Genomic DNA, 13,268 nt, shown 5'->3' on the forward strand with positions numbered 1-13,268 from the left:
ATGCCGATCCGGTCGAAGCCCTTCATCACCCGCGACGATGTCCGCCGCCGCCGGGATTGCGTCTTCGTCTTCAGCGACGACGACACCCGGAAGGGGCGCGGCGGACAGGCGCACGCTTGCCGGGGTGAACCGAACGCGATCGGCATCCGGTTCAAGAAGGGGCCGGGCGACCATGTGTCCTTCGCGTGGTCGGACACCGACTTGGAAGCGAATTGCCGGAAGATCGATGAAGACGTCGCCGCGGTCCGCCGCGCCCTGGAAGACGGGTTGACCGTCGTCTTCCCGAAGGCCGGGATCGGGACCGGAGTCTGTCGCCTGGAAGACGTCGCCCCGCTGACGGCCCTGCACCTTCGCCGCCGGCTGACGGAACTGAAAACGATCCCCGGCGCCATCCCCGAAGCCCGGAAAGACGGCATTGGGTGATTGATCCATCAGCCATCTTTAACGAATAATCTCTATCGCTTTATCTACCATGGGATGTTTTTGGAGGCGAGAAATAAGGAATAAAGTCTTAAAATTTAACCTGTGTGAATGATTTTTTGACCCTATCAGCCTATTTCTGGCAAAATAAAATACGTCCGTACAATATCCGTACAAAGTAGGCTGGGATTTATGTCTACGCCAATAAACAAGCCATAATAATGAAGCCTGAAAATCCCCGTGTCGGCGGTTCGATTCCGTCCCTGGGCACCACCCCTCCCCATTGAAAAAATTTATGGCTCGGGTATCGTCTCCTTTACCCACAGGCGGCAAATGGTTTTTCGAAACCCGCGTTCTGCGTGGGGGAAATAAGCCCCGCCGGTTTCGGGCGGGGTTTCGGGATTCACGGAAGCGCGGTCCGCTTGCTGGGCCGGCTCTGCGTTCGTCGCAGCGTGCCCCGTGAAGGATGTAAACACTGCAAAAAAACTTCCATTGCGCGATTTTACGGGACATTCTTCAACCATCAAGACCAAGGAAATTGGGGAGATGGCATTGAAGGACGAGGTATTACGGCGGACCGGTGACCAGCGCGCCTTTCACGGGCCGGGTGCTCCCACCGGAGTGATCGTTGATTTCTGGCGCTGGGCATTCAGTGATCTCCTGGTCAACACCACACGCGGCGTCTTTGCGGAATGGATGGTCGCACGGCTCCTTGATATTCCCCTGGCACCGGACCGGGTGGAATGGGATGCCCATGATCTGGTGACCTCGGAAGGGGTTAAGATCGAGGTGAAGTGCGGCTCATACCGCCAGCGGTGGCACACCCATCACCCAAGCTCCAAAATCATCTTCTCAGGGCTGCGGGCACGCACATGGTCCGCCGAGACGGGCCTCTTTGCCGATGAACGATCCTACAATTCAGATCTTTACGTTTTCTGCGTCCAGACGGAGACGGACGCCAGCAAATGGGATGCCTTCGATCTCAATCAGTGGCGATTCTATGTCCTGCGGCGGGACGCGGTTGTGAAGCTCAATCAGGACTCGGTCGGGCTTGTGACATTGCGGCGGATGGCGCCTGAGATGGATTCACCGGCGTTCAGGTCGGTGATGCTGAAGGAGATTGCGGCAGCGGCGGCCGAGGCCATGGTCAGCAGCAACTGAAGCCCTCCGCCCTCCGCCTGGGCAATAATCCACTCGGTTGACGGGAGGGCGGGTGCCAAAGCGTCAGCCCACAAAAGTTCTTGATTTGTTCTTTTTGTGCCACCATCCTCTCCCCATGCAGGATGATCCGTACCCCGACGACATGCTTCCCGGCCGGGCGCACAAAGGCCGCGGAGCGGTGGGCAATCCGGCGCCCCGTTACGACCGCCTGACGGGACAGGCGGTCGATGACGGCTGGGTGCGTGAAGAGGGGGACGAACCACCGCTGCGCACCACCGTCCTGCCCGACACGGCGCGCAGCCTGATCTGCCGCAACGATTCCCCCGACATCCCCCTGGAACAGTCCATCAACCCGTACAAGGGGTGCGAGCACGGGTGCGTCTATTGTTTCGCCCGGCCCAACCATGCCTATCTCGGCCTGTCGCCGGGGCTGGATTTCGAAACGCGGCTGTTCGCCAAATTCAATGCTCCCGCTTTGCTGGACGCCGAGTTGCGCTCCCCCCGCTACCGTTGCCGTCCCATCGCCCTCGGCACCAGCACCGACGCCTATCAGCCGGTGGAACGGGAACTGCGCATCACCCGCGGGCTGTGGGAGGTGCTGTCGGCCTTCAACCACCCGGCGGCCCTGGTGACCAAATCGGCGCTGGTGCTGCGGGATCTCGACATCCTGGCCGATATGGCCGCACGGCGGCTGGTGCAGGTGGGGATCTCGGTCACCACGCTCGACCCCACCATCGCCCGCACGCTGGAGCCGCGGGCCTCCGCCCCCCACCGCCGTCTGGCCACCATCGAAGCGTTGAGCCGCGCCGGGGTGCCGGTGGTGGTGATGGCGGCCCCCATGATCCCCGGCCTGACCGATCATGAGCTGGATGCCATCCTCACCGCCGCCCGCGATGCCGGGGCGGTGGGGGCCGCCTACATCCTGGTGCGCCTGCCCCATGAGGTGAAGGAGCTGATGCGGTCGTGGCTCGACACCCACACCCCCAGCCGCACCGGACGGGTGCTGGGGCTGATCCGTGATTGCCACGGCGGCAAGCTGTACGAGGCGGAGTTCGGGCGCCGCTTCACCGGCCACGGGGTCTATGCCGACCTGCTGCGGGCGCGCTTCCACGCCGCCTGCCGCCGGCTGGGGCTGAACACCCGCAACCGCGACAGCATGAACCTGGATTGCAGCCGCTTCGCCCCGCCACCGCGGGCGGGGGATCAACTGGCGCTGTTCTGATCGAGGATCGCCCCTCCATGGGGCGCAGGGGCCGTCAGGCCCCTGCCGGAGAGCGTCGAGAGGCAACGCCTCTCGACATCAGCCACATCAGCACCAGAAGCCCCGGCACAGCCCCGGCGGTGGACAGCAAAAAGAAGTCGTGCCAGCCCAGCCGGTCGGCCAGCCAGCCGCTGTTGGCCCCGAACAGATCCCCGCCCAGCTTGTAGAAGCTGGACAGCAACGCGTATTGCGTGGCGGTGTAGGCGGCATCGCACAGACCCGACAGATAGGCGACGAACGCCGCGGTGGCGATGCCGCCGCACAGGTTCTCCACCGCCACCGTCACGGCCAGCGCGCCCGTGTCGTGCCCGGCCCAGGCCAGGAACAGATAGCCCAGGTTGGACACCATCTGCAAAAACCCGCCCACCAGCAGCCCGCGCATCACCCCCAGCCGGCCCACCACCACCCCGCCGATCAGGCCGCCGGCAATGGTGGCCCACAGGCCGAACACCTTGGTCACCGCGGCGATCTCGTCCTTGGTGAAGCCCAGGTCCACATAGAAGGGCGCGGCCATCACCCCGGCCAGCACGTCGCCCAGCTTGTAGCAGGCGATGAACAGCAGCACCGCCGCCCACGCCCGCCGGGTCATGAACTGGGCGAACGGCGCCACCACCGCCCCGTGCAGCCACGCCAGAACCGCCGCCTGCCGCGGCGACAGGTGCGGGCGGGCGGCCAGCCACTCCGCCGCGTGGCGTTCGCGGACCGCGGCGGCGGCGGATGTGACGGGCTTGGGCTCCGGGGCCAGAAGGATGGTGACCATCCCAACCCCAACCAGGGCCGCCATGCAGGCATAGGCCACCAGCCAGCCTTCGGCGGCGGCGATGAACAGGGCGCCCGCCCCCGCCGCCAGCATGCCGAAACGGTAGCCCAGAACCAGCGTCGCCGCCCCCGCCGCCTGCTTCTCGTCCTCCAGCAGCTCGACGCGGTAGGCGTCGATCACGATGTCCTGGCTGGCCGAGCAGAAGGCGACGATCACCGCGCACACCGCCATGGTGGCCACGTCGGTGGCCGGGTTGCTGAAGCCCAGCGCCAGCAGGGCCAGCATCAGCGCCGCCTGGGTCGCCAGCGCCCAGCCGCGCCGCCGCCCGAACACGCGGGTCAGCACCGGCAGCCGCAGACGATCGATCAGCGGCGCCCACAGGAATTTCAGCGCATAGGGCATGGTGACCAGGGCGAACAGCCCGATGGCCGTACGGCTGATCCCCTCCTCCCGCAACCAGACCGACAGGGTGCTGCCGGTCAGCGCCAGCGGCAGCCCTTCGGAAAAACCCAGGAACAGAATCGCCACGACCCGCGGGTCGCGGTAGAGCGCCAGCGCCCGGCCCCAGGAGGATGCCATCACCACCGTTCCTTCTCGTCCTCGTCAGGGCAACAGGACTACCGCACCTGCGACAGCCGGTCCAGGCGGCGCAGTTCGGGGAACAGCCACGCCCACGCACCGGCCAGCATCACCGCCCCGACGCCGCCCACCACCACCGCCGGCACGGCCCCGAGAAACGCGGCGGCAGCGCCGGATTCGAACTCGCCCAGCTGGTTCGACGCGCCGATGAACAGGGATGATACCGCCCCCACCCGCCCGCGCATGTCGTCGGGCGTGGAAAGCTGGATCAGAGTCTGGCGCACCAGCACGCTGATCTGGTCGCACGCACCCAGCGCGATCAGCGCGCCGAACGACACCACCACGTTGGACGACAGCCCGAACACCACGGTCGCCACCCCGAACCCGGCCACCGCCGTCAGCATCCAGCCCCCGGCGTTGCGCTCCACGCCCGTGCGGGCCAGAACCACCGCCATGGCCAGCGCCCCCACCGCCGGAGCGGCGCGCAGCAGGCCCAGCCCCCACGGCCCCACCATCAGCACGTCACGGGCGAACACCGGCAGCAGCGCCGTGGCCCCGCCCAGCAGCACCGCCATCATGTCCAGCGAGATGGCGCCCAGAATGGCCTTGCGGCTGCGGATGAAGGTGATGCCGGCCAGAAGCGACGACAGGCTGACCGCGCGGGGCGCCAGTTCCACCCGCCGCGGGCGCAGCAGCAGCACGAACGCCACGGCACAGCACAGCAGCACCGTGCTGACCCCATAGACCACCGCCGGCCCGGCGATGTAGAGCACGCCGCCCACCGCCGGCCCCGCCACCATGGCCGTCTGCATGGCCGAGGAATTCCAGGCGATGGCGTTCGACAGGTCTTCGGGTGGGACCAGGGCCGACAGGATGGCCTGCATCGCCGGCCCCTCGAACGCCTTGGCGGTGCCGATCACCGCGACGATGGCAAAGATCTTCATCGGGCTGATGGTGCCGGTCACCGTCATCAGGCACAGCGATCCGATGGCCAGCGTCTCCAGCGCCACCACGACCGCCAGGATGCGCTTGCGGTCCACCATGTCCACCACCTGGCCCGCCACCAGCGCCAGGGCCAGGGTGGGCAGGAACTGGAACAGCCCGACCAGCCCCAGATGCAGCGCATCGCCGGTGATGGCATAGACCTGCCAGCCCACCGCCACCACCTGCATCTGCATGGCAAGCCACGCGCAGATGCGGGCCCCCCAGAAGAAACGGAACGACGGATGCCGGAACGCCGATCCGAAGCCTCCGGCGGCGGCGGGAGAATCGGACGGTGCGGACGGCGCGGCGGGGGTGGACGTCATCGGGCGGATCGCTTTCTTGACGGCGGTCAAGGATAGGGGGGTGGACAAAAGGACAGTGTGACAGAACTGTTTAGTGATGCCCGAGGGGAAACCCCCCGGCATCCCGCAATTCACGGGCACCACCCATACCGCCACGCCGCTTGACTTGCACAATCATTCCGGTCTTTCCGAACAAGGTTCTTCCGATGAACGCCAGCCCCACCGCCATCCCCGTCCGTGTCGCCGACGATAACGGCGCTTTGGCCCATGACGACGGACACGGCGGCCCTTCCGGCCCCGAGCGCCGGGCCGAAGCCACCCGCCGCATCCAGGAACGGACGGGAATCGACGCGGCGATGATCGCCCGCGTGGTCGATACCTTCTATGGCCGGGTGCGGGCCGATGCCGAGCTGGGACCGATCTTCGACGCGTTGATCGGCGATTGGGAACCGCACCTGGAACGGATGCGGGCGTTCTGGGCGTCGGTCACGCTGAAGACGGGGGACTACCAGGGCCAGCCCATGCGCGCGCACCTGCCCCTGCCGGTGGACGCCCGCCACTTCGACCGCTGGCTGGCGCTGTTCGAAGCCACCGTGGCCGACGTCTGCCCGCCGGAAGCGGCGGAGCTGTTCCTGCTGCGCGCCCGCAGCATCGCCGAAAGCCTGGAACTGGGCATCGCCGGGGCCCGCGGCCACATGCTGCGCCGGGGCGAACGGCTGCCGCCCGCCGCCGGGTGACCGCACGCGGGTGATGCACCGGACCCGCGGCCCGGTGCATCACCCCCCGGTGTTCAGCGCAGCGGTCAGGCTCTTCATCAGTTCCAGCATGCTCTGGGGCCGGTCCTGCCAGCGCATGGAAATGCCGTTCATGATGACCTTTTCCACCGCCACCGGCACGGACGCCCCCATGGCGGCGAAGCTGGGCACCCGGTCGTCCATGAACCGGCTGGTGGCGTCGGGCGGCGCCTTGCCGGTCAGGGTGCAATAGGCGGTGGCGCACAGGGCATAGACGTCGGTCCACGGCCCCTGGCGCCCGTCGGGGGTGTATTGTTCGGGCGGGGCGTAACCGGGCTTCAGCATCACGGTCAGCCCGCCGCCCTCCCCCGCCGCCTGACGGGCCGCGGCCTGGCGGGCGGCACCGAAATCCAGCAGCTTGCGGTCGCCCTTGACGGTGATGAAGATGTTGTCGGGGCTGATGTCGCGGTGGATCATCCCCTGATCGTGCACCGATTGCAGCGCGCGCATGATGGGGGTCAGCACCGCCAGCGTCCGCCGCACGTCGAGCCGCCCGTTCTGTTCGGCGACGTAGCGCTTCAGCGTCCGCCCCTCCAGCAGCTCCATCACGATATAGGCGGTGCCGTTGGCTTCGAAGAAGTCCTGCACATCGACGATGGCCGGCACCTCGCGCAGGCGGGCCAGGGTCCGCGCCTCTTCCAGGAACTTCACCCGCCCGGCGTCGAAGCTGCGCCCGTGCTCGTCGGAATAGGGCACCACGTCGATGCCGTTGGCGACCCGGCACACCAGATTGCCGGGGTAGTATTCCTTGATGGCGACCTTGACCTGCAGCCGCTCGTCCCAGCCCAGATAGGTCATGCCGAAACCGCCCTGCCCCAAGAGCCGCCCGGTGCGGTAGCGCCCGAACAGGTCGGTGCCGGGGGGCAGGTGCAGCCCCTCGCGGTTGGTGTTGGTGCGGGGAAACTGGCAGGCCGTGCAAAGATCCCCCGCCGGACGGGGGGTGAAGCAATAGGGGCAGCGGTCGCCGGGCGGCGGTGCGGCCAGGGGAAGACGGCCCGCACCCGCGGCCAGGGGCGCCACCACGGTTTCCGCCTCGGCCAGCGCCACGGAGGACACCGCCACGGAGGACACCGCCGCGCTTTCCACCCCGGCACCGGTCAGTACCGGGGCCGGATTCTGGGCCGGGACGGGAGTGGGAACTGGGGCGGACGGGGACGCGGGCGCCGCTGCCGGACGGGCGGCCCCGGCCCCGGACCCGCGCCCGGTCTGCCGCAGCCGGTCGAGCAGACCGTAAAGACGGCGCACCTCCGCCTGGCCCAGGTCGGTGTTGGGCACGCTGGCCAGATCGTCCTGGAACTGCGGCTGCTTGACGATCTCCAGAATGTGCTGACGCAGGACCGGCAACCCGCCGTCTTCCCGCACCAGCCCCGACACCGCCAGTTCGGCCAGCCGGATCACCCGGCGGCGCAGCACGCTTTCCGACCCGCGCAAAATGGCGAACAGCCGGCCCTGGCTGGCGTAATCGTCCACCAGACCGGCCAGCCGGCGCGCCATGCGCTCGCGCAGGTCGGTGGGCAGATTGGCCCCGCGCAGAACCGCCACCGCCCCGTCGAACGCGGTGCGCAGGGCGTCGGGATCCTGGCTCTGGGTGATCAGCGCCTCGATCAGCAGCTCGTTGCCCAGGGCCGCTTCCAGCGCGTCGGCGATTTCCCGCCGGTGCCGGTCGGCCATGGGGGCGTGGGACACCGCGGCCAAGTAATGGATGCGCGCGAACAGGTCACGCAGCGTCTCGGCGATGCCCGCCAGCGCGTGGCGGAAGGCGGCGGCCCCGCCGTGCTCCATCCGCCGGGCGTAGCGCTGGGTCAGCGCCTCGGCCATGCCGGTGCCGCCGACGACGCCGTTGGCGCTCAGCAGCACGGCGCACAGCGCCCGCACCATCTCCGCCTCGTCCTGGGGGGTGCGGCCCATGGGCTGGGGCACCCGCAGCATCCGGCGCATGCGGTCCAGCACCGCTTCGCGCGCCTGGGGCAGCCGGCCCTGGCGGAAGAACCCGTTCAGCACCGCCACCAGCCCCTGCCCGCCGGTGGACGTGCGGCTCAGCACCATGTCGCACAGCCCCATCACCTGGGTGGCAGGCGTGGAATTGACCCCGAACAGGTCGTTGAGCACCGGGCCGGAGCACAGGAAATCGGCCATCAGCCCGTCGAGCGGACCGGCCAGCCGCTCGTCGCGCATCTCCTGCATCCACACGATCAGCCGCTCGCCCTTGGCCGACCACGTGCGCTCGTCCGACAATTGCAGGCACAGCGCCACCCGCAGGTCGTAATCGGAATCGCCGGTGATGCCCCGCGCCGGGGCGGCCAGCACCGCATCGATGGGCCCGCGGTTCTTGGGCAGGTCGGCGAAGGCAAGCTGGGCCACCCGCGCCTTGGCCTGGACCTCGTTGAACGCCGCCTGCATGGCCTGGACGCGGGCGCGCTGCTGCTGGCCCGGCTGGCGGGCCTGGGCGGCGGCAATGCGGGTGATGGCGTTGTTGGCCAGCGGCCCCTGGTCGGTCAGCGCCTTCAGATGGCGGTTGACGTACATCACCTCGCTGGGCAGCAGCACCTGCGCGTCCAGATAGGCGCGCAGCACGTTGCCGATGACGATGCGCGCACGCAAACCCTGGTAATCGGCCAGGGTTTCGCACATCTCCGCATCCTCGACCGTGCCCAGGGCCGTGGTCGTCGTTGTCCCAGCCATCCGGGCCGGCACCGCTCGGGGGTCCATGCCACCACCATTGCTGCGTCGCACGGGAAAACGCCACGCCGGCACGTTCCATGGGCGACTCACGATCGGCAGAATGCCGCGTCTTGGTAAATCCAAGGTATATAAGCCTGATGGCCGGGGGGATGAAAATCGGTTTTCTTCCTTTGTGCGCTGTGCCATATCCCACCCGCCTCCCGTCCGCGGTGCCAGGGGGTGAGCGCAACCGCGTCCGCGCCGTCATTGGCACCCTCATCCGCATGAGCCGCCGACCCGATGGATCCTTCCGGTGCTCTGAGCTTTCCCGGTGGCGTCATCATCCTGCGCCACGGCCCGTCCGCCTGCGCCGTCGCACCCGCGGCGGGCGGGGCCCTGGCCGGGTGGGTGACGGAAACCAGCCGCGGGCCGGTGGACCTGATGCGCCGTGGCCGTCCGGGGGCGGTGGCCGCCGGACCGTCGTTCGACCTGTCGTGCTTTCCCCTGGTGCCCTTTTCCAACCGTGTCGATCAGGGGCGGTTCCGGTTCGGCGGGCGCGACGTGGCCCTGCCGGTGGACCGCTGGAACCGGCCGCACGCCATCCACGGCCACGGCTGGGAAGCGGCCTGGGCCGTGGACGGGCGGAGCGGCGACAGCCTGCACCTCAGCTACCGCCACCCCGCCGGGGCGTGGCCCTGGCCGTACCGGGCCGAGCAGGTCTTTCACCTGACCGGCGACGGGCTGAGCATCACCATCGCCATCACCAACGAAGGGGATGAGCCGATGCCCGCCGGGCTCGGCCTGCATCCCTATTTTCCGCGTCCACCGGGAACGGTGCTGACCGCCCGCACCGACGGCATGTGGACCAACGGCCCCACCCGCCTGCCCGAACGGCGCAGCGCCGTGCCCGCGCAATGGGACACCCGTCGGGGGTTGTGCCTGGACGGGGTGAATATCGATCATGGGTTCTTCGGCTGGGCCGGCGGCGCCACCCTATCGTGGCCAGACCGCCCGCCGGGCACGGAAGACGGGCCGATTCCCTGGGGAATGTCGCTCTCGGTTGAGGCGGACCCTCTGTTCAGTCACTTATTGATCTATGCTCCCCACGGTGAGCATTACGTCTGCGTTGAACCCGTCAGTCATATGACCAATGCTTTGAATCGCATTAAAGAACCCGATACAGGAATATGTGTTCTTCCTCCCGGAAAACGCCTGTCTGGTTGCGTCACATTCCGTATCAATCCCAACATGCCCCTTGTTTGTTGAACCGCGCCCCCCTACTTTGAGCCTGGGACGCGGTTCTCCGAGCTCTCTAAAATTTGCTATATTGCTACCTGAAAGGATTACGGCTTTGGACCGTTCTAATGTTCTGCCTAAGGATGTGAGCCGACTTTTTTACAAGGAAGAACGCATCGCTCTGTTCATCGACGGCGCCAATCTTTACGCTGCGGCACGGTCTTTGGGGTTTGATATCGATTACAAGCGCTTGAGGGACGGATTCGCAAACGAAGCCCGCCTTGTTCGGGCATTTTATTACACGGCCTTGGTTGAGGATCAGGAGTACTCCCCCATCCGTCCCCTGGTGGACTGGCTGGACTACAACGGCTACACCATGGTGACCAAGCCGACCAAGGAGTTCACGGACGCCTCGGGCCGGCGCAAGATCAAAGGCAACATGGACATCGAGCTGGCCATCGACGTGATGGAGATGGCCGAGCACGTGGACCATATCCTGCTGTTTTCCGGCGACGGCGATTTCCGCCGGCTGGTGGAGGCGGTGCAGCGCAAGGGCGTGCGGGTCAGCGTCATCAGCACGGTGAAATCCCAGCCGCCGATGGTCGCCGACGAACTGCGCCGGCAGGCCGACAACTTCATCGAACTGCAGGATCTGGCCGGCAGCATCGCGCGTGTCCACCACTACCGTGACCAGCCCCAACAGGCCCCGGCCCCGCAGCAGCCGTCCGCCGGTTCGCTGCACGGCAGCGCCCACGATTTCGACGATCTCTAAGACTGCGGGTGTTCTTCCCGGTCTGACGGCACAAAAAGGGGGAAGCTGCGGCTTCCCTTTTTTGTGCCCTCAGCCAAGCCCGAGAATCGCGCCGTCCGATGCATCCTCGGTGGCGTCGGTCAGCAGCGCCTCCACCACCTCCGCCGGGGCGGGGCGGTGGAACAGATAGCCCTGACCGAACTTGCACATGATGTCGCGCAGGAATTCCGCCTCGGTCTCCGTCTCGATCCCCTCGGCCACCACATCCATGCGCAAGATCGCCGCCAGGGTCGAAATGACCTGGACGATGGCCGCACTGCTCTCGCCCGTGCTGATGGCCGAGACGAAGGCCCGGTCGATCTTCAGCGTGTCGGCGGGAAAGGTGTGCAGGTAACTCAAGGACGAATAGCCGGTGCCGAAATCGTCGATGGACAGGCGCACGTCCATATCGCGGATCCGCTGCATCACGTCGCGGCTTTTGGCCGGATCCTGCATCAGCAGACTTTCGGTGATCTCCAGCTTCAGCGACGACGGCGGGATGCCGCTGCCCGCCAGCACCTCGGCCACCAGCCCGGCGAGATCGTCGTCGTGGATCTGGCGGGGGGAGACGTTGACGCTCATGAACAGCGGCACGGGCCGGGGAAACCGCGCCTGCCACTGGACGATCTGGCGGACCGCCTCGCGCAGCGCCCAGCGCCCGATGGGCACGATCAGCCCGGTTTCCTCGGCCAGCGGGATGAACTCGCCGGGCGGCACCAGCCCGCGTTCGGGGTGGCGCCAGCGGATCAGCGCCTCGAACCCGTCGATGCGGTTGTGGGCCAGAGACACGATGGGCTGATAGAACAGGCAGAGCTGGTCCTGCTCCAGGGCCGCGCGCAGTTCGGTTTCCAGCCGCATGGCCGACATGGCCTGACGGCGCAGGTTGCTGTCGAACACATCGACGCGGTTGCGCCCCTGCTGTTTGGCGCGGAACACCGCCAGACTGGCATCGCGCATCAGATCCTCGGCCCGCTCATAGCCGGTGACGCTGTGGGCGATGCCGATGGAGGCGGTGATCTGGATGTCGTGGTCGAACAGGTCGATGGGCTGGGCGATGGACCGGGCCAGCCGCTCGGCGGCGGTGATGGCGTCGCCCACGTCGTCGATGTCGTTCAGCAGCATGGCGAATTCATCCGCCGACACCCGCGCCAGGGTATCGCCCATGCGCCGCGCCTCTTCCAGCCGCTTGGCGATCACCCGCAGCACCCGGTCGCCGATGGCCGAGCCGTGGGTCTCGTTGACGGTCTTGAAGCGGTCCAGGTCGATCACCAGCACCGCGAACGGGCGGCTGGCGGTGCGGCGGTCGCGGTTCAGCGCCTGCCCCACCCGGTCCAGCAGCAGCGTGCGGTTGGCAAGACCGGTCATGGTGTCGTGGAAGGCGTCGAACAGAAGCTGCTGCTCGGCCTTTTTCCGCGGGGTGATGTCGGTCACGGTGCCGGTCAGCCGCACGGCACGGCCGGTGACATCACGCATGGCCTTCCCGCGCACCAGCACCCAATGCTCCTGCCCGGACGAATCGACCATGCGGAATTCGTGGCGCAGCACCGGGCGCTCGCCGCTCAGATGCATGTCGATGGCGCCTTCCAGCCCGGCGCGGTCGGCGGCCACCACGCGGGCGAACCAGGCGTGGATGGTGCCATCCAGGGCCGTGTCGGAACAGCGGGTGGCGATGCGCTTCCATTCCGGGGAATAATGGACGGTGCCGGCGCCCAGGTCCCAGTCCCACACCCCGTCGCCGCTGCCGCGCAACGCCAGGGACGCGCGCTCCTCCGCCATGCGCTGGGCGGTGATGTCCGACAGGGTGCCGGCCAGCCGCCCGCCCGCCCATGGCATGCCCAGAGCGCGCAGCCACAGCCACGGCCCGGCCCCGCCGTCCTCCCCTTCCCCGCCCGCCCCGCCGGACCCGCCGGCAAGGGAACTGGCCGGATCGGCCACGCGGAAATCGAGGGAAAAGCCGCAGACGGCGCCGTCGGTCGCCGGCGCCAGGGCCGAGGCCAGGGCCGGGCGGTCATCGGGATGCAGCCGCGCCAGCCAGTCGGCCAGCGTCACCGCCCCGCCCGCACGGGACGGGGGGATCAGGCGGCAGAAGCCGGGGGACGCCCGCAGCGTGAAGGCACCAGGGTCCACCTCCCAGACACCATCGGCTCCAGCCGCTTCGGCCATCGGGCTGGGTTCGGTCGGACTGCTCACATCTTCCTCACCGGCGCACTCGGCTTCGACCCAAAACAGCATAGCTCATTTGCGGGAACGGGGCACCATAGGTGAGGAATGGTAAACGATGTGTGAAGCCCCCGCCAACAACATGGTTTAAGGCCGCGGA

At 67.6% G+C, this 13,268-nt stretch carries 10 protein-coding genes; 6 read left to right on the plus strand and 4 right to left on the minus strand.

The genetic code is table 11. The annotated features are described in order from the left end of the window. The 3 genes from M2352_RS19860 to M2352_RS19870 all read left to right on the plus strand — a co-directional run bounded on the left by M2352_RS19860 (position 1) and on the right by M2352_RS19870 (position 2,803). Entirely contained in the window at positions 1-423 is a 423-nt protein-coding gene (locus M2352_RS19860) for a DUF7831 domain-containing protein (protein WP_264666235.1), read from the plus strand. Between the two features lie 456 nt (positions 424-879). Continuing rightward, on the plus strand, positions 880-1,581 hold the full coding sequence (locus tag M2352_RS19865) for a hypothetical protein (protein WP_264666236.1): 702 nt from the start codon (positions 880-882) through the stop codon (positions 1,579-1,581). A gap of 115 nt (positions 1,582-1,696) precedes the next feature. Then, positions 1,697-2,803, plus strand: a complete 1,107-nt coding sequence (locus M2352_RS19870; protein WP_264666237.1) for a PA0069 family radical SAM protein — start codon at positions 1,697-1,699, stop codon at positions 2,801-2,803. Positions 2,804-2,837: 34 nt separating this feature from the next. Here M2352_RS19870 and M2352_RS19875 read toward each other — a convergent pair whose 3' ends face one another. Beyond that, a complete protein-coding gene (locus M2352_RS19875; protein ID WP_264666238.1) occupies positions 2,838-4,181 on the minus strand; it encodes an AmpG family muropeptide MFS transporter in 1,344 nt (447 codons plus the stop codon). Positions 4,182-4,219: 38 nt separating this feature from the next. Beyond that, positions 4,220-5,488 carry an MFS transporter gene (locus M2352_RS19880; protein WP_264666239.1) on the minus strand — a complete coding sequence of 423 codons (1,269 nt, stop codon included), beginning with the start codon at positions 5,486-5,488 and terminating at the stop codon, positions 4,220-4,222. 185 nt (positions 5,489-5,673) lie between these two features. On the opposite strand from M2352_RS19880, the gene M2352_RS19885 reads away from it, so the two are divergent. Next, a complete protein-coding gene (locus M2352_RS19885) occupies positions 5,674-6,204 on the plus strand; it encodes a group III truncated hemoglobin (RefSeq protein ID WP_264666240.1) in 531 nt (176 codons plus the stop codon). 39 nt (positions 6,205-6,243) lie between these two features. On the opposite strand, the gene M2352_RS19890 is transcribed toward M2352_RS19885, so the two are convergent. Continuing rightward, positions 6,244-8,943, minus strand: coding sequence for a serine/threonine protein kinase (locus M2352_RS19890; protein ID WP_264666241.1), 2,700 nt, complete (start codon positions 8,941-8,943; stop codon positions 6,244-6,246). Between the two features lie 279 nt (positions 8,944-9,222). Here M2352_RS19890 and M2352_RS19895 point away from each other — a divergent pair, with 279 nt between their 5' ends. Together M2352_RS19895 and M2352_RS19900 are read left to right on the plus strand one after the other, a co-directional pair. After that, the gene (locus tag M2352_RS19895) at positions 9,223-10,188 is read left to right on the plus strand and encodes an aldose 1-epimerase (protein WP_264666242.1); all 966 of its coding nucleotides are present in this window, start codon (positions 9,223-9,225) and stop codon (positions 10,186-10,188) included. A 115-nt stretch (positions 10,189-10,303) separates the two neighbouring features. Continuing rightward, positions 10,304-10,930, plus strand: a complete 627-nt coding sequence (locus tag M2352_RS19900; RefSeq protein WP_264666243.1) for a LabA-like NYN domain-containing protein — start codon at positions 10,304-10,306, stop codon at positions 10,928-10,930. 69 nt (positions 10,931-10,999) lie between these two features. On the opposite strand, the gene M2352_RS19905 is transcribed toward M2352_RS19900, so the two are convergent. Beyond that, positions 11,000-13,138: a putative bifunctional diguanylate cyclase/phosphodiesterase gene (locus M2352_RS19905; protein ID WP_264666244.1), complete on the minus strand. Its 2,139-nt coding sequence runs from the start codon at positions 13,136-13,138 to the stop codon at positions 11,000-11,002. Positions 13,139-13,268: the final 130 nt, after the last annotated feature.

The organism is Azospirillum fermentarium, from assembly GCF_025961205.1.
Classification (GTDB): Bacteria; Pseudomonadota; Alphaproteobacteria; order Azospirillales; family Azospirillaceae; genus Azospirillum; species Azospirillum fermentarium.